Origin of the sequence: Bacillus sp. D7-8 (genome assembly GCF_052055895.1) — a bacterium.
GTDB classification, from domain to species: Bacteria; Bacillota; Bacilli; order Bacillales; family Bacillaceae; genus Bacillus; species Bacillus velezensis.
Genome location: NZ_CP179922.1, coordinates 2246963 through 2263597, shown reverse-complemented (window position 1 = coordinate 2263597; position 16635 = coordinate 2246963). Strand labels below are relative to the sequence as shown.

The following is a 16635-nucleotide window of genomic DNA, read 5'->3' as shown; positions in this document are numbered from 1 at the left end:
GATGAATATGGGTTTTTTAGCTGACACGCCCAAACCGCCCTATTATGCGGTCATTTTTTCATCAATAAAGGGAAAATATGATGAGGAATATGAACATACGGCAGAGCGCATGATGAATTTGGCAGGCGGACAGCCGGGCTTTTTAGGCGCGGAAAGCGTTCGGGAGGAAAACGGCTGCGGCATCACGGTTTCCTACTGGGACAGCCTGGAAGCGATTAAAAGGTGGAAAGATCATACTGACCACCAGGCGGCAAAACAAAAAGGAAAAAGCGCCTGGTATGAAGCGTACGCGGTCCGCATTACGAAGACGGAGTCACAGCGGATGTTTGCGTCAAAAGGGGCGGAAGATTGATTACATTTTTACAGCATACACAAGGACAGACCGCGCGGGAAATTGCGGCGGTTCAGCGCTGCGCTTATCAAAAAGAAGCCGAGCTGATCGGCTTTTTCGGCATTCCCGCCCTGCATGAAACACCCGATGATATACAGCGGTCACGGGAGACGTTTGCCGGTTTCAAGGAAAAAGATCAGCTTGCAGGCGTCATTTCGTATGAAAAAAAGGGATATGACCTTGTCATATGCAGGCTGACGGTGCACCCGTCCGGCTTTCGGAAAGGAATCGGACGGGCGCTTATTCAATTTGTGATAGATCAAAACCGGGACGCCCAAAAAATAGAGGCGGCTACCGCCAGCCAAAACGTTCCGGCAGTCTCTCTCTATTTAAAAACCGGGTTCACAGAAGCCGGACAGATAGAGACGCCGGAAGGGCTGACCCTCTCGTTTTTTCATCTTTATCCGAAGAGGAAAGCGGAAGTTGTTCCGTACAAGCCGGAATGGAAAGAAATGTTTGAAAGAGAGAAGGCGGACTTGATCCGAATCTTCGGCCCAGCACTTCATTCTGTCAGCCACATCGGCAGCACCTCTATCCCGGGGATGGCCGCCAAACCCGTCATCGATATACTGGCGGAGGTTAAAGATATTTCGGACGCTGACCGATTCAGTCCGCAGCTGGAAGCACTCGGCTATGAGGCAAAAGGGGAAAACGGGATAGAGGGCCGGCGTTTCTTTCAAAAAGGCGGCAACAGGCGCACACACCACGTTCACATATACGAAACAGGGCATCCGGACGTGAAGCGTCATCTGCTGTTCCGGGATTACCTCACCGCAAAGCCTGAAAAAGCGGCTCAATACATGGAACTGAAACGGCACCTCGCTAAGACATACCCATACGATATGGCAAAGTATAGTGAAGGGAAAAATGACTGGATCAAGGCGGCTGAACAAGAGGCAAAGGACTAAGGAGAGCAGGCTGCTGTAAAGAAAGCAGAAACAATGCATACAGCGGCTCGGTATGCTACAATGGCGAAAATGAAAAACGGAGGATCATCTATGCAAATACATGTGACGGATGCGGCGAAACACACACTTCAGCAGGCAATGGACGCCAACCCGGGGAAAAAAGCGCAGCTCCGCTATGACGCAGAAGGCTGCGGGTGCGCGGTGAGCGGCGTGCCGACCATCTGGCTGGCGGACGAATTAACGGGACAATGCGAAGCCATTGAAACCAACGGACTTCCGCTTTACATCCAGACCTCACAAACAGTGTTTTTTGACGAGGAAATGACAATCGATTACAATGAAAAGGCAAAAACGCTCGTCTTAAAAAGCCCGGCAGAGATGCTGAGCCCGAGAATGAGCATATTAGTAAAGCAGGGAGAAACGGAAAGTGAATCAAAAGCTGAAAGCCATTAAACAGACGGCACAGCATAAAACGTGGGTATCCTTTCTGAACAACAACCACCCGTACAGTCTGCTGCACTGGTCCATCGGAGGCGCTGAATCCGTTCAGAAGGATGTCTGGCTGCTTCAGGATGAGATGACCTTCAAAGCGCAGGAGTTTACGACAATCGACCTCGCCATTGATTGGATCGGAGAAAATATGGACGGGATTACCGACGTTTTATGACGGGAAAGCGAAAGAACCAGCATACGTTCTTTCGCTTTTTTACGTTTGCGTCATGGTATCTAAAAAGGTTTGAACGGCTTTACGGTAGCTCTCCGGATTTTTGGTGTACGACATGGCATGCCCTCCCGATTCGGCCAGATAGAGCATCTTAGGGCCGCGTTTTCTGCGGTGCAGCAATTCGGAACAAGCGGAGGGTATATAATCATCTTCCTTACTGTGAATAAACAGCACGGGCTGCCGGATTCGGCTGATAACCGATAAAGGCGATACATCACGGATACGGTATCCTTCTCTCATCCGCAAAAAGAAATCAGCCAAAGGCAGAAGCGGCCACGGAGGCAGCCGGAACTCCCGCTTCAGCCTGTAGGCGAGCTGATCGCGAAAGCTTGCGAACGGACAGTCCGCAATATAAAAATCAGCGCCGTTTTCATCCTGATGCCCGCCCGCGTATAATAAGGCCGTCACCGCTCCCATCGATTCCCCGTGGATGCCGATTTGACCGCCGTCTCCGGTTTTGTGTCTCACCCAATTCACGGCTTCTTCCAAATCATCTTTTTCAAAATAGCCGTAGCTCGTCGTTCTGCCGCCGCTTTTTCCGTGCCCGCGGTGGTCATATACGAGCACATTCCATCCTAAATCTAAAAATAAATCCATGTATTTCAATGAATTGAACGAATTTACGGTAACGCCGTGACAAATAATCATGGTGTTTGCCGTATGATGCGGGGCGACGTAAAAGCCTTTGATCTCATACCCGTGGCGTGACAGGATGACGGCCTCTTCTTTTTCCATGGCCTGAAAGGAATCAAATCTATCATGCCCGTCCGCCGTTTCTTTTTTCATGATATCTTCATCCGTCTTTTTCTTCATAAACATAATCAGATTCGTAAAAGCGAATCCGGCAGCCAAAAAGACTGCGCAAGCCGAACCGAACACCGCCAGCCATTTTTTCACACAGGCACCTCCTTTCATATGAAAAATCCTTCCTCCGGCTTTTCAGGACCGTGAACGTTGCCGGCCTCCGGCGCTCCGTGGTACACTTGCTTCACCATATTCAGATACGGGGGGCGTAATGATGAAAAAGCAGCTGCCTAAAGAAAAACACAGCTTAAAAGACGATCTGGAGGAAGATCTGAAGGCCAGGCTTTTGCAAATGAAAAGTGAGCTGAAGGAAGAAGACGAGAAAAAACAGGCGCAGCAAAAGGCGGAACAAATCAGAAAACGAAAAGAAAAAGAAAAACATAAAAGCTTTGAAGAGCTGCTGAATGAAAGCAGTCTCGATTGGCACAAATATAAATAAACCGGCATCCGAAAAGGTGCCGGTTTTATTATTTAAGAACGATGGGCTTCGTATACGTCCCGTTTTGTATGGTATTGCAGGGCTTTGATTTCCTGGCTGCTTAAACGCCTGGCCTCTGCAGCCGAACAGTTTTCTCTCAGCTGCTCAAGTGAGCTGGCTCCGGTGATGACAGAAGCGACGGCCGGCTGTGACAGCAAGTATTGAAGAGAAAGCTCCGTCATGCTCAAGTCAGGTGCGGCAGCGCTGATCGCTTTTTTGGTTTCTTCCAGTTCTGCAAAAGAATATGTTAAATAGCCGTTCTCTTTTACGCTTGCGGCCGCTTGATCAAGCGGTTTTTCCGTAAGAAGCCCTTTAGCGACAGGCCCTCTTGCGACTACGCTGATTCCGTTCTCCTCTAAAAGGGGAAGCCACTCCTCGGGACGCCGGTCCAGCAGGCTGTATTGCATCATAACGCTGGTGATATTTGATTTTTTCACATATTCTTTAATAACATTCGGACGAATCGAGGAAATGCCGTAATACCGGATGACACCTTCCTGTTTTAAGTCTTCAAATGCTTCGATCGTTTCGTCAATATGGTCTTCCATCGTGCCGCCATGCAGCTGATAAAGGTCGATATAGTCCGTTTTCAGCCGGCGCAGGCTGTTTTTGACCGCTTCTTTTATGTATCCTTTGGAAGCGTCCCAATGCCAGCCGTCTTTATCATCATTCCAGCGGTTTCCGGCTTTCGTGGCTAAAATGATGTCGTGCCTGCGGTTTTTGACGGCCTCCCCGACAATTTCCTCATTTCTGCCGAAATCATAAAGATCAGCGGTATCTAAATAATTGATTCCAAGCTCGATCGCTTCATCCAAAATAGACAGCGCTTTAGCTTTATCCGTGCCCAGCGACATACAGCCGAGCCCGATTTCGCTTATTTCTAAATCAGAATGTCCCAGTGTGCGTTTTCTCATCGTTTCGCTCCTTTTTATAGTCTTTTATTGACCGTAATATAAAGGCGCGAAGTTTTCAACTGTTAAGGCCCGGTGATCCAATCTCCGACATAGCGGAATGTCCGTCCGTATTCTTTCAGTTTAGCCCGCACTTCCCACGCCTTTCCGACCAATACGATACTCTTATCCTTCCGGTACACCTTCAATCGAAAAGCACCTCCCTCTCATGCATGTATGATAAAATATATGAGGCATAATAGAGAGACAGAACGGGAGATGACATGATGAAACATTTAGAAGAAAAAACACTTGCGAAAAAAAAACTGTATGACGGGAAAGTCATAGATCTTTACTTAGAGGATGTAGAGCTCCCGAACGGAAAAACAAGCAAGCGGGAAATCGTCAAACATCCGGGAGCGGTGGCCGTACTTGCGGTAACCGAAGAAGGAAAAATCATTTTGGTGAACCAGTTCAGAAAGCCGCTGGAACGGACAATCGTTGAAATTCCGGCCGGGAAGCTTGAAAAGGGGGAAGAGCCGGAACATACGGCGTTAAGAGAGCTCGAGGAAGAAACGGGATATACGGCGGAAACCTTGACGAAAATCACCGCTTTTTATACATCACCCGGGTTTGCTGATGAAATCGTGCATCTCTTTCTTGCGGAAGGGCTTTCGCCGCTGGAAGAAAAACGAGAGCTGGATGAGGATGAATTTGTCGAAGTCATGCAGGTCACGCTTGAAGAGGCCGTGAAGCTGATTGAATCCCGCAGGGTGTATGACGCAAAAACGGCGTACGCGATTCAGTATCTCCAGCTGAAAGAAGCGCTGAAGGAAAAATGATGAAAACCATCTATGCGGATCTGCATATTCATATCGGCCGCACCTATACGGGAAAACCGGTCAAAATCACCGGGGCCAAAACGTTGACGCTGCACCGGATTTTAGAAGAAGCCAGTGAGGGGAAGGGAATTGAACTATTGGGCATTATCGACTGCCATTCCCCGGAAGTCATAGAAGAAATCGAGCGCGGAATTGATGAAGGCAGATACCGTGAGCTGAAAGAAGGCGGCATCCGGTATCGGAATACGACGCTTCTGTTGGGCAGTGAGCTTGAAATCTATGATCACACATGCCGCGGGCCGATTCACGTTCTCGTCTTTATGCCGTCTCTTGCCGAAATGAAGATGTTTTCTGAGTGGCTTGCAAAAAGGCTTAAAAATATCCATCTCAGTTCCCAGCGCATTTATGAAACCGGTTTGAATCTTCAAAGGAAAACAAAGGAATTGGGCGGGCTGTTTATTCCCGCCCATATGTTCACCCCGCATAAAAGCCTGTACGGAAAAGGGGTTAGATCTTCTTTGACAGAGGTTTTCGACCCGTCGCTCATTGACGCGGCGGAACTCGGATTAAGCTGTGACACCGACATGGCTTCGCGGGTAGCAGAACTTGATCCGTATACATTTTTAACAAATTCTGATGCGCATTCCTTAGGAAAAATCGGCAGAGAATATAATGAAATGCTTCTTAAAGAAGCGAATTTCACGGAATTTTCGCTGGCTTTAAAAGGGAAGGACGGAAGAAAAATCACGGCGAATTACGGGCTGAACCCGAAGCTCGGGAAGTATTACCGGACGGCTTGCGACCGCTGCGGCCGCCCGGTTGAAAAAGGAGCTACCGTATGTCCGGAGTGCGGGGGGAAAACAATGACAAAAGGGGTCAGTGAACGGCTGGAGGAACTGAGCGGTCCGAAAAAAAGCCGCGTGCCGCGGCCGCCGTATATTCATCAAATCCCGCTGCAGTTCATTCCCGGGGTCGGGCCGAAAACGTTAGAAAAACTGAAGCGGGCTTTCGGGACGGAGATGGCGATTCTACATCAGGCGCAAGAAGAGGAATTGGCGCGTGTCGTCCAGCCTAAAATAGCGGCTGTCATTCATAAAGCGCGCACCGGGCAGCTCGTCCTTGAGGCCGGGGGCGGAGGGACGTACGGCAGAATCAAGCCGTAAAAGCCGATTTTTAGCGGAGCTCCTCCTGCACCTTCTTTTTCGTGCGGACAAACGCAATCAATTCGATGATTTCATCCTGGTTAAGCGGCTGTCCGTCAACGGTCAGTATGCCGCGGCCTTGTGCGGCGTTTGTTAATTCGATGGTCTGGGTAAACGCCTCCGCCTTTTTTTCAGTGCGCCCCAGTAAATCGTCGCACGTCGTGTCAAACAGATCGGCAAGCGTGCCCAGCGCCTCGAATGACGGCCGCCGGTACCCTGATTCATACCCGGCGTACGTGCTTTTGGCGATGCCGAGACGGTCAGCCGTATATTGAAGAGACCAATTTTTCTTTTTTCTCAGTTCAGTTAAACGATCTAAATTCATATTCAAAACCGCTCCTTTTCACTTGAGCAAATTATATCATATCGATATGCAAAAGTGTACGCGAATTGAATAATAATCACTTGATTAATTTCATTCGTCTGTCTATAATTTGATTAAAAGTATGCGAAAAGCGAATGCTTAACACATCTTGAGAAATGGATGAAGAGGTGCAGGGTATGAAAAAATTATTGCTGTTAACAACCGGAGGAACAATCGCCTCAGTCGAAGGAGAAAACGGGCTTGCACCCGGGGTGAAAGCAGACGAATTGTTAACCTACGTATCAAAACTTGATAACGATTACACGATGGAAACCCATTCGTTAATGAACATCGACAGCACAAATATGCAGCCTGAATACTGGGCCGAAATCGCAAATGCTGTCAAAGAAAAATATGACGCATATGACGGGTTCGTCATTACGCACGGAACAGACACAATGGCCTATACATCAGCGGCACTGTCTTATATGCTTCAGCATGCTGATAAACCGATCGTCATTACGGGTTCGCAAATCCCGATTACATTTCAAAAAACCGATGCCAAAAAAAATATCACGGACGCGATCCGCTTCGCATGTGAAGGGGTGGGCGGCGTATACGTCGTATTTGACGGCAGAGTCATTCAAGGCACACGCGCCATTAAATTAAGAACGAAAAGCTATGATGCATTTGAGAGCATTAACTATCCGTATATCGCGTTTATTACCGAAAACGGAATTGAATACAACAAACAAGTGCACATGCCAAAAGACGATGCTTTTACGGTCAATACTTCACTTTGCACGGACGTGTGCCTGCTCAAGCTCCACCCGGGGCTGAAACCGGAAATGTTTGACGCATTAAAGGGCATGTACAAAGGAATCGTCATTGAAAGCTACGGCAGCGGCGGCGTGCCGTTTGAAGGAAGAGACATTCTCGCCAAAGTCAATGAAATGATTGAAAGCGGCATTGTCGTCGTCATTACGACACAATGTCTTGAAGAAGGAGAGGACATGAGCGTCTATGAAGTCGGCCGAAGAGTCAATCAAGATCTCATTATCCGCTCCAGAAATATGAACACGGAAGCCATCGTGCCGAAATTAATGTGGGCGCTCGGCCAGTCTCACAACTTGGCTGAAGTCAAAAACATTATGGAGACACCGATCGCAGACGACGTTGTACTGTAAAAACATGACTACCACAAAGAGAAAGTAGGGTTTTAGCATGACAAACGCGCAAAAAGAATATCGTCAGGAAAAAGATTTCCTCGGAGAAAAACAAATTGAAGCTGATGTGTATTACGGAATACAAACGCTGCGCGCGAAAGAAAACTTTCCGATTACCGGCTACCGCATCCACGAAGAAATGATTAATGCGCTCGCCATCGTCAAAAAAGCGGCGGCGCTTGCCAACATGGATGTAAAACGGCTGTATGAAGGAATCGGAAATGCGATTGTACAGGCCGCAGATGAAATTCTTGAGGGAAAATGGCATGACCAATTTATCGTCGATCCGATCCAAGGGGGAGCCGGAACGTCCATGAACATGAATGCCAACGAAGTAATCGGCAACAGGGCTCTTGAAATCATGGGGCATAAAAAAGGTGAATACATTCACCTCAGCCCGAACACACACGTCAACATGTCACAATCGACGAACGACGTGTTCCCGACGGCAATCCATATTTCAACCTTGAAACTTTTGGATAAGCTCCTTGATACGATGGCGCATATGCTCAGTGTCTTTAAAGATAAAGCGAAACAATTTGATTCTGTCATTAAAATGGGGCGCACACACCTTCAGGACGCTGTGCCGATCCGTCTCGGACAGGAATTTGAAGCATACAGCCGCGTGCTTGAGCGTGACATAAAGCGAATTAAACAATCCCGCCAGCATCTGTATGAAGTAAACATGGGGGCAACGGCCGTAGGTACGGGACTTAACGCCGATCCGCGCTACATAGAACAGGTTGTGAAGCACCTGGCTGACATCAGCGGACTGCCGCTTGTCGGCGCCGGCCATTTGGTTGACGCCACACAAAACACTGATGCGTATACGGAAGTTTCAGCCGCGTTGAAAGTATGCATGATGAACATGTCTAAAATCGCCAACGATCTGCGCTTAATGGCTTCAGGTCCGCGCGCGGGACTTGCGGAAATTTCACTGCCCGCCCGTCAGCCGGGATCATCCATTATGCCTGGGAAAGTCAACCCTGTAATGGCAGAGCTGATCAACCAAATCGCCTTCCAGGTCATCGGGAATGACAATACGATCTGCCTCGCTTCAGAAGCGGGCCAGCTGGAGCTTAACGTAATGGAGCCGGTACTCGTATTTAACCTGCTTCAATCCATCAGCATCATGAATAACGGGTTCCGTTCATTTACCGATCATTGTCTGGCGGGAATTGAAGCGAACGAAAAACGTCTGAAGCAATACGTGGAAAAAAGCGTCGGCGTCATTACGGCGGTCAATCCGCACCTCGGGTATGAAGCGGCTGCGCGAATTGCACGTGAAGCAATCATGACAGGGCAATCTGTAAGAGATCTTTGCCTTCAAAATGATGTACTGACAGAAGAAGAATTGGATATCATTTTGAATCCGTATGAAATGACAAAACCGGGGATTGCCGGAAAAGATCTATTAGAAAAATAAATTTTAAAGCAACAACAGCCGCCTTTTCACGTTTTTTAGTGAATAGGCGGTTGCCATACAAAGGGATGAGGCAGTATAGTATAATTTGTTATATCATTTGATGAAAGCGTTTTAGCTTTTTTCTTCTAGGGGGATTTTCTTGTGAAAGAGGTCAGATTGCCAAATTTATTGGAAATTATTATCTTATTATTCGGGTTTTTAGCGCTTGTCTTATCATTCACAGTGTTTTTAGACCTGCCGATCCAGCTTGCTCTATTTATATCCTGGTTTATCGCTATTATTCTCGGAGTCAGGCTGGGACATTCATATAAAGACTTGCAGGCTTCGATTGTCACCGGGATATCAAACGGTCTTGAAGCGGTTTTGATTCTTGTTTCGGTCGGTGCGCTTATCGGGACATGGATTGCCGGCGGCGTTGTGCCGACGTTAATTTATTATGGTTTAGAGTTTATTAATCCTCATGTTTTCCTGCTTGCTACATTGGTGATTTGTTCCGTTATGTCCGTTGCGACCGGAACGTCGTGGGGAACCGTGGGGACCGCGGGGATCGCCATGGTTGCCATCGGAGAAGGAATGGGTATACCGCTTCCGATCGTGGCGGGAGCCGTTTTGTCCGGCGCTTACTTCGGAGACAAGCTTTCACCGCTGTCTGACAGTACGGTGCTTGCCTCCACGCTTTCTAAGGTGGATGTGCTGTCACACGTCAGAGCGATGATGTATCTGTCAATTCCGTCCTATATTATTACGGCCATTCTGTTTACCGTAACGGGATTTATATACGGCGGAAAAAATATTGATCTTGGCAAAGTGGAATTTTTAAAATCTTCATTGCAGAAAACGTTTGACATTCATATATGGATGCTCATTCCGGCTGTTGTCGTCGTTGTCCTTCTGATTTTGAAAAAGCCGTCTATGCCCGTTATCGTCATCGGTGCTTTGCTTGGCGCAATCTGGGCTTCCGTCTTTCAGGGAATGAATTTTGCCAGTGCCATCGCGACTGCTTATAATGGTTTTTCCATTAAAACGGACGTCGAATTTTTAAACGGCCTGTTAAACCGCGGAGGCATTACCGGTATGCTGGATACGTTAGTCGTTATCCTGTTCGGTCTTGGTTTTGGAGGAATTCTTGAGAAGCTCGGCGTATTAAAAGTGATTGTCTCAACTTTTGAGAAAAAGCTGACCACACCGGGAAATGTGACGCTTTCGACATTGATCGTCGCCCTTTTAGGAAACATTTTCGGCTGTGCGATGTACGTGTCATTGATCCTGACGCCGAAAATCATGGAGAACAGTTATGATAAACTGAAACTTGACAGAAGAGTTTTATCCCGGAACGCAGAGGTGGGCGGCACGCTTACTTCAGGGATGGTGCCGTGGTCTGATAACGGCATCTATATGGCCGGCATTCTCGGCGTATCCACATTTTCTTATCTGCCGTTCATGTGGCTCAGTTTTGTATCTATCGGACTGGCAATATTGTACGGATACACGGGGAAATTCATTTGGTACACGAAAGAAAAATCCTTGCAATCTCAAAAATTGGGTTAGGAGGTTCATTTCATGATTACAAAGCATATGATTCGGACGTTAATGATTGAAACGCCGACTGTTCCCGGAAATCTCGGAAAAGTGGCAACCGCCATCGGAGTGATGGGCGGAGATATCGGGGAAGTTGAAACCGTTAAAGTCGGCCCGAACTACACAATGCGCAACATTACGGTGCAGGCCGAAAATGAAGAGCAGCTGCAGGAAATCATTCAAGCCATTGAAGCTCTCGGTGAAGGCATCCGGCTTCATACAGTCTCAGATGAAGTGCTCTCTGCTCATGAAGGCGGCAAAATTCAGATGAAAAGCAAAATGCCGATCCGGACACTGGCTGAGCTTGGGCGTGTTTATACGCCGGGTGTCGCCGATGTGTGCAGACTGATTGAAAACGAGCCTGAAAAAGCGTCCATCTATACGACAATCAGCAATTCTGTCGCCATTGTCACCGACGGAACGGCGATTCTCGGCCTCGGCAATATCGGCTCTGTCGCCGGAATGCCCGTAATGGAAGGGAAAGCCGCGCTTTTTGACCAGCTGGCGGGTATCAGCGGAATTCCGATTTTGCTCGATACTTCTGATCCGGAAGAAATCATTCGCACGGTAAAACATATTTCTCCGGGGTTCAGCGGAATTCTGCTTGAAGATATCGGTTCGCCCCACTGCTTTGACATTGAAGACCGCCTGAAAGAAGAACTGGACATTCCGGTTATGCACGATGACCAGCACGGCACGGCGGTCGTCACGCTCGCCGCCGCCATTTCCGCTTGTAAAAGCGCCGGTCTTGATTTAAAAGAAGCGAAGGTCGGTCAGATCGGTCTCGGCGCGGCAGGCGTCGCCATCTGCCGCATGTTTATGGCATACGGAGTCAAAGCGGTCTGCGGAACGGACAAGTCAGAAGACGCAATGAACCGCCTCGCTCAGTACGGAGGTCAGCCGCTTGGAAGCATCAAAGAATTAATGGACACGTGTGACATTGTGATCAGCACCACAGGAGTTCCGGGTCTCATTAAAAAAGAGGATGTCAGAAAAGGACACGTCATTCTGGCTTTATCTAATCCGAAGCCGGAGATTGAACCGGAAGAGGCATTACAAGCCGGAGCCGCTTATGCAGCTGACGGCCGTTCGGTCAATAATGTTCTCGGCTTCCCGGGGATTTTCCGCGGCGCGCTGAACGCCAAAAGCAAGAAAATCGACCATGAAATGCTTGTGGCGGCCGCAGAAGCCATCGCCTCTTGCACAAAACACGGCGATCTCGTGCCTCAGCCTTTGGATGCGGACGTGCATCAAGCCGTATCAGCAGCCGTAGAACGGGCTGCGGCAGGAAAATAAACAACTCTTACAGTACCGGACATGTGCCGGTGCTGTTTTTTTATCATGAATAGGAAGCGGAATTCTTAGGCAGGCTAACAGATAGCAAAAGACGGAATAAAGAGGTGTCGATGTGGATTATTTTCCGCTGATCCATACAAATATTTGGGATGCTGTGATCGGCGTGCCGGTCGTCTTATGCGTCACACAGCTGATCAAAGTGTTCTGCCGGGTTCCGGGCATATTCGTTCCCACGATTGCCCTTGCTGCCGGAAATGTTGTGTCTATCGTTTTCGGTCATCATGAACACGTGTATGCGGGGATTTTTATGGGGTTTTTTTACGGATACGCCGCAATGGGGAGCTATTCATCTGCCAAAACGTCTCTGCGCGCTTACCGGTCGAAACATGAGCCGTATTCATGAACACATCTGGATTTTTTTGTTATGATTAAGAAAAGGGAAAAAGGAGCGGTTGGCACATGGCGAAGAGCAAAACGAAAAAAATGCGGGAGCATCTCAAAAGAAACGGGATGCGTGACGCAGTCCTGTCAAGGGGGACGGCGCCGTCTTTCAGCACCCATGAAAGAGTGACGAAAACCAAAAAAGACAGGCTTGAAAGAATAAAGCATAAAAAAAGGAACCCCTATGATCACCGGAGTGATGACGGGGGTTCTTTTTTTATGCCCGAATCTCGCGCCTTTCTATGATTTCTCTGTCATGTTTTCTCTTTTCTTTCATACAATCTACTAAATCAAGTCAATAGATTAGCGGGAGGAAAGCGGTATGAGAAAACAATCGTACAAAGAACTGTTTTTTCGCCATGTAAAGGATCATCTGTCACTTTATATATTTGTGTTCGTCTTGTTTTTGATGGGAGTCATTTTCGGGGCGATCATCGTCAACAGCATGACCATCACGCAGAAAGAAGATTTGTATTACTATTTAAGCAAGTTTTTCGGACAGCTGTCTGACGGAAAACATGCCGGCGCTTCAGAAATGTTTTGGCAGGCCGTCTTTCATGATGTAAAATATTTGGGGCTGATGTGGATCCTCGGTATTTCCGTGATCGGTCTTCCGGTTATTTTCATTATGGTGTTCTTAAAAGGAATCGTCGTCGGCTTCACGGTCGGTTTTTTAGTGAATCAAATGGGGATGAACGGGTTTTTCCTGTCATTTATTTCGGTTCTGCCGCAAAACATCGTTCTCATTCCGGCGTATCTTATCATGGGGACATGCTCCATCGCTTTTTCACTGAAACTGATCCGGCAGCTGTTTGTCAAACGCAGCCTTCATGACGCGCCGATCCAATGGTTCGGACGCTACGCCTTCGTGCTGATTCTCATCGTTTTCTTCTCGGTCATCGCCTCGCTGCTCGAGGCGTACGTGTCTCCGCTGTTTATGGAAAAGCTGTCATCACGCATATTTTAGAATGATTATCACAAAATAACACTTTTATTTATCAGTTTATAATAATTATAGTTGGAACTCTGCGCGTATTTTGTTATAATGAGTCATGGAATGCGGCGTAGGAGGGAAAGACATGGAAAACCGTATTGATCGAATTAAAAAGCAGCTGCACTCGTCAAGCTACAAGCTTACGCCACAGCGGGAAGCAACGGTAAGAGTGCTGCTTGAAAACGAAGAAGACCATTTAAGCGCAGAAGATGTATACCTCCTCGTAAAAGAGAAATCTCCTGAAATTGGTCTCGCTACAGTATACCGTACATTAGAATTATTAACAGAATTAAAAGTCGTTGATAAAATTAACTTCGGGGACGGCGTATCCCGCTACGACCTTCGCAAAGAAGGCGCGGCTCACTTTCATCACCATTTGGTGTGCATGGAGTGCGGAGCCGTCGATGAAATTGAAGAAGATCTGCTTGAAGACGTTGAAGAAGTGATTGAACGTGATTGGAAATTTAAAATTAAAGATCATAGATTGACTTTTCACGGAATCTGCCACCGCTGCCGCGGGGATGAAACAGAGTAAAAGCCTACGAACCTTTTCTGCCAGGAAAGGGTTTTTTGCTGTTTTTATGTATAAAAGCCTTTGAAATTGGCATAAGGTGTACTAACAGCCGCCAAAAGAAAGGGTCGATCGAAAGATGGGCAGATTCCTAAAAACAGCCGCGGATACGATCAAAGTGTTTATTCTGTTCACAGGTTTTACCGCGCTGTTCTATTATGCTATGATATGGGTGAATTCAGAGTATGAAAACTATCATCGGTACGATAAACCGGAAGGCTCCGCCGTCAAAGTGGCCAAAACGGAACATGAGGAGAAAGACGGCTGGTTCGGCCGATTGATCTTTTTTTACCAAAACGGGGAGTAGATCAAGAGTGAAGGATCAAATTAAGGATTTCATCCATTATGTGAGGGTTGAAAGAGGGCTGTCCCAAAATACGATGATGTCCTATGAGCGTGATCTGAAAAGTTATTCTCTCTTCTTAACTGAAACCCTTCAGATCACTTCATGGAATGATGTGACCCGTCTTCATATTATTCAATATTTAAAGCATATAAAGGACTCCGGGAAATCAGGCAAGACGTCTGCGAGGCATTTGGCGTCAATCCGGTCTTTTCATCAATTTCTGTTAAGGGAAAAAGCCGCGGATAAAGATCCTTCGGTACATATTGAAACACAAAAAACAGAGCGGACGCTTCCGAAAGTATTGGCGCTTCACGAAGTTGAGCGGTTATTGGACACGCCTAAGCTTGACAGCCCGTTCGGCCTCAGGGATAAAGCCATGCTTGAACTGCTGTACGCGACCGGCATCAGGGTCAGCGAGATGATCGAGCTGAAATTATCCGACGTCCATTTGACGATGGGATTTGTCCGCTGCTTCGGAAAAGGGCGGAAAGAGCGGATTGTGCCGATTGGTGAAGCCGCTTCTCATGCGATAGAAGCATACATTGAAAAAGCCAGAGGGAAATTATTAAAGAAAAACGTAACCGAAGCGCTTTTTCTGAATCATCACGGCAGGCAGATCAGCCGTCAGGGATTCTGGAAAAACCTAAAAAAAATCGCACTTGAAGCGGGGATTAAAAAAGAGCTGACACCGCACACGCTCCGGCACTCCTTTGCAACGCACCTGCTCGAAAACGGGGCGGATCTGCGCGCCGTGCAGGAGATGCTCGGACATGCCGATATTTCCACCACGCAAATTTATACGCATGTGACGAAAACAAGGCTGAAGGACGTGTACAAACAGTATCATCCGCGCGCTTAGGAGCCGCTGCCAGAGGGGCCGCGGCTTTTTTGCCGGATTGGCGGAATACAGAGAAGGTTCTAATTATTTGAATCGGCATTGTCAACAAGAATGTAAACGGTTTATACTTGAGTTGTCTGACCTCTGTAAGCTACAATGGACAGATGGAAGAAAAGGAGGCTTTTATGATGTCTGAATACAAATATAACCGGGTATTTTTGATCGTAATGGATTCTGTCGGAATCGGTGAAGCGCCGGACGCCGCCGATTTTAATGATATAGGCGCAAATACGCTCGGACACATCGCAGAGCACATGAACGGCTTACATATGCCCCATTTGGCGCAGCTCGGTCTCGGACTGATCGGAGACATTAAGGGCGTGGAAAAAACGGAGCACCCTCTTGCGTACTACGGAAAAATGCAGGAGGCGTCAAACGGGAAAGATACGATGACGGGGCACTGGGAGATTATGGGCCTCTACATTGAAAAACCGTTTAAAGTGTTCCCGGAAGGATTTCCGGATGAACTTCTTCAGGAACTTGAGCGGCGTTCAGGACGGAAAATCATCGGAAATAAGCCGGCTTCAGGCACGGCGATTCTGGACGAGCTCGGAAAAGAACATATGGAAACGGGTGCGCTGATCGTTTATACATCAGCAGATTCCGTGCTGCAGATTGCGGCTCACGAAGATGTCGTTCCGCTTGACGAACTGTACAGCATCTGTGAAACGGCCAGAGAACTGACGCTTGATCCGAAATACATGGTCGGCCGGATTATCGCAAGACCGTTCGTCGGAGAACCGGGCAGCTTCAAACGCACGCCGAACCGTCATGATTATGCGCTCAAACCGTTCGGCCGCACGGTAATGAACGGAATGAAAGACAGCGGATTAGACGTCATTTCTATCGGCAAAATTTCTGATATTTATGACGGAGAAGGCATTACATCTTCCCGCCGCACGGTATCTAATATGGACGGCATGGACAAAGTGATTGAAACGCTCGGTGAAGAGTTTACGGGCCTGAGCTTTGCCAATCTCGTTGATTTTGACGCGCTGTACGGACACCGCCGCGATCCGGAAGGGTACGGAAAAGCGCTCGAGGAATTCGACGCGAGGCTTCCGGAAGTGTTTGAGAAAATGAAAGAAGACGATCTGCTTATCATCACTGCGGATCACGGCAATGATCCTGTCCATCACGGCACGGATCACACGAGGGAGTATGTGCCGCTTCTTGTGTACAGCAAAAAGCACAAACACACTGAACAGCTGCCGCTTGCGGATACATTTGCCGATATCGGCGCAACCATTGCGGATAATTTCAAAACGGAAAAGCCGAAATACGGAAAAAGCTTTTTATCAAGATTACAGTAGGGG

Annotated in this window: 22 protein-coding genes; 18 read left to right on the top strand and 4 right to left on the bottom strand. The window is 47.8% G+C overall.

Going from position 1 to position 16635, the window contains the following annotated elements; all coding sequences use genetic code 11:
* Positions 1 to 7 precede the first annotated feature (7 nt).
* From ACKTRM_RS11120 to ACKTRM_RS11105, 4 genes are all read left to right on the top strand, one after another.
* Positions 8 to 352 (top strand): antibiotic biosynthesis monooxygenase family protein, encoded by a 345-nt coding sequence (locus ACKTRM_RS11120; RefSeq protein WP_007409393.1) that lies wholly within the window; start codon positions 8 to 10, stop codon positions 350 to 352.
* On the top strand, positions 349 to 1299 hold the full coding sequence (locus ACKTRM_RS11115; protein WP_012117907.1) for a GNAT family N-acetyltransferase: 951 nt from the start codon (positions 349 to 351) through the stop codon (positions 1297 to 1299). Before ACKTRM_RS11120 ends, ACKTRM_RS11115 begins: the two co-directional genes overlap by 4 nt.
* A 90-nt stretch (positions 1300 to 1389) precedes the next feature.
* Positions 1390 to 1752, top strand: a complete 363-nt coding sequence (locus ACKTRM_RS11110) for an iron-sulfur cluster biosynthesis family protein (protein ID WP_012117906.1) — start codon at positions 1390 to 1392, stop codon at positions 1750 to 1752.
* Positions 1727 to 1966, top strand: a complete 240-nt coding sequence (locus ACKTRM_RS11105; RefSeq protein WP_003153307.1) for a DUF2552 family protein — start codon at positions 1727 to 1729, stop codon at positions 1964 to 1966. The genes ACKTRM_RS11110 and ACKTRM_RS11105 overlap by 26 nt, the downstream gene beginning before the upstream one ends.
* Positions 1967 to 2005: 39 nt before the next feature.
* Here ACKTRM_RS11105 and ACKTRM_RS11100 read toward each other — a convergent pair whose 3' ends face one another.
* Complete coding sequence (locus ACKTRM_RS11100; RefSeq protein ID WP_023357006.1) at positions 2006 to 2920, bottom strand: alpha/beta hydrolase; 915 nt, start codon at positions 2918 to 2920, stop codon at positions 2006 to 2008.
* A gap of 121 nt (positions 2921 to 3041) precedes the next feature.
* Here ACKTRM_RS11100 and ACKTRM_RS11095 point away from each other — a divergent pair, with 121 nt between their 5' ends.
* Positions 3042 to 3266, top strand: a complete 225-nt coding sequence (locus ACKTRM_RS11095) for a YqkE family protein (RefSeq protein ID WP_007409396.1) — start codon at positions 3042 to 3044, stop codon at positions 3264 to 3266.
* Positions 3267 to 3298: 32 nt separating this feature from the next.
* Here ACKTRM_RS11095 and ACKTRM_RS11090 read toward each other — a convergent pair whose 3' ends face one another.
* A complete protein-coding gene (locus ACKTRM_RS11090; protein WP_012117903.1) occupies positions 3299 to 4219 on the bottom strand; it encodes an aldo/keto reductase in 921 nt (306 codons plus the stop codon).
* Between the two features lie 62 nt (positions 4220 to 4281).
* Entirely contained in the window at positions 4282 to 4404 is a 123-nt protein-coding gene (gene mciZ, locus ACKTRM_RS11085) for a Z-ring formation inhibitor MciZ (protein ID WP_003153315.1), read from the bottom strand.
* A gap of 78 nt (positions 4405 to 4482) precedes the next feature.
* Here mciZ and ACKTRM_RS11080 point away from each other — a divergent pair, with 78 nt between their 5' ends.
* Together ACKTRM_RS11080 and ACKTRM_RS11075 are read left to right on the top strand one after the other, a co-directional pair.
* Positions 4483 to 5037, top strand: a complete 555-nt coding sequence (locus ACKTRM_RS11080; RefSeq protein ID WP_003153317.1) for an NUDIX hydrolase — start codon at positions 4483 to 4485, stop codon at positions 5035 to 5037.
* Positions 5037 to 6200 carry a TIGR00375 family protein gene (locus ACKTRM_RS11075; RefSeq protein WP_012117901.1) on the top strand — a complete coding sequence of 388 codons (1164 nt, stop codon included), beginning with the start codon at positions 5037 to 5039 and terminating at the stop codon, positions 6198 to 6200. Before ACKTRM_RS11080 ends, ACKTRM_RS11075 begins: the two co-directional genes overlap by 1 nt.
* A gap of 10 nt (positions 6201 to 6210) precedes the next feature.
* Here ACKTRM_RS11075 and ACKTRM_RS11070 read toward each other — a convergent pair whose 3' ends face one another.
* Positions 6211 to 6564, bottom strand: a complete 354-nt coding sequence (locus tag ACKTRM_RS11070; protein WP_012117900.1) for a helix-turn-helix domain-containing protein — start codon at positions 6562 to 6564, stop codon at positions 6211 to 6213.
* A gap of 176 nt (positions 6565 to 6740) precedes the next feature.
* Here ACKTRM_RS11070 and ACKTRM_RS11065 point away from each other — a divergent pair, with 176 nt between their 5' ends.
* From ACKTRM_RS11065 to deoB, 11 genes are all read left to right on the top strand, one after another.
* Positions 6741 to 7730: a type I asparaginase gene (locus tag ACKTRM_RS11065; RefSeq protein ID WP_003153321.1), complete on the top strand. Its 990-nt coding sequence runs from the start codon at positions 6741 to 6743 to the stop codon at positions 7728 to 7730.
* Positions 7731 to 7767: 37 nt separating this feature from the next.
* Complete coding sequence (gene aspA / locus ACKTRM_RS11060; RefSeq protein ID WP_003153322.1) at positions 7768 to 9195, top strand: aspartate ammonia-lyase; 1428 nt, start codon at positions 7768 to 7770, stop codon at positions 9193 to 9195.
* Between the two features lie 141 nt (positions 9196 to 9336).
* Complete coding sequence (gene nhaC / locus ACKTRM_RS11055) at positions 9337 to 10743, top strand: Na+/H+ antiporter NhaC (RefSeq protein ID WP_012117899.1); 1407 nt, start codon at positions 9337 to 9339, stop codon at positions 10741 to 10743.
* A gap of 12 nt (positions 10744 to 10755) precedes the next feature.
* Positions 10756 to 12069 (top strand): NAD-dependent malic enzyme, encoded by a 1314-nt coding sequence (locus ACKTRM_RS11050; protein ID WP_007409402.1) that lies wholly within the window; start codon positions 10756 to 10758, stop codon positions 12067 to 12069.
* A 112-nt stretch (positions 12070 to 12181) separates the two neighbouring features.
* Positions 12182 to 12472, top strand: a complete 291-nt coding sequence (locus ACKTRM_RS11045; RefSeq protein WP_003153325.1) for a hypothetical protein — start codon at positions 12182 to 12184, stop codon at positions 12470 to 12472.
* A 56-nt stretch (positions 12473 to 12528) separates the two neighbouring features.
* Positions 12529 to 12756, top strand: coding sequence for a hypothetical protein (locus tag ACKTRM_RS11040; protein ID WP_012117898.1), 228 nt, complete (start codon positions 12529 to 12531; stop codon positions 12754 to 12756).
* A 76-nt stretch (positions 12757 to 12832) separates the two neighbouring features.
* Positions 12833 to 13477: a stage II sporulation protein M gene (gene spoIIM / locus ACKTRM_RS11035; RefSeq protein ID WP_007409404.1), complete on the top strand. Its 645-nt coding sequence runs from the start codon at positions 12833 to 12835 to the stop codon at positions 13475 to 13477.
* 112 nt (positions 13478 to 13589) lie between these two features.
* Positions 13590 to 14039 carry a ferric iron uptake transcriptional regulator gene (gene fur / locus ACKTRM_RS11030; protein ID WP_003153330.1) on the top strand — a complete coding sequence of 150 codons (450 nt, stop codon included), beginning with the start codon at positions 13590 to 13592 and terminating at the stop codon, positions 14037 to 14039.
* A 115-nt stretch (positions 14040 to 14154) separates the two neighbouring features.
* The gene (locus ACKTRM_RS11025) at positions 14155 to 14382 is read left to right on the top strand and encodes a YqzK family protein (protein ID WP_003153331.1); all 228 of its coding nucleotides are present in this window, start codon (positions 14155 to 14157) and stop codon (positions 14380 to 14382) included.
* Positions 14383 to 14389: 7 nt separating this feature from the next.
* Positions 14390 to 15280 carry a site-specific tyrosine recombinase XerD gene (xerD, locus tag ACKTRM_RS11020; RefSeq protein WP_012117897.1) on the top strand — a complete coding sequence of 297 codons (891 nt, stop codon included), beginning with the start codon at positions 14390 to 14392 and terminating at the stop codon, positions 15278 to 15280.
* Between the two features lie 167 nt (positions 15281 to 15447).
* Positions 15448 to 16632, top strand: a complete 1185-nt coding sequence (gene deoB / locus ACKTRM_RS11015) for a phosphopentomutase (RefSeq protein WP_025284951.1) — start codon at positions 15448 to 15450, stop codon at positions 16630 to 16632.
* The last annotated feature ends 3 nt before the right edge of the window (positions 16633 to 16635 follow it).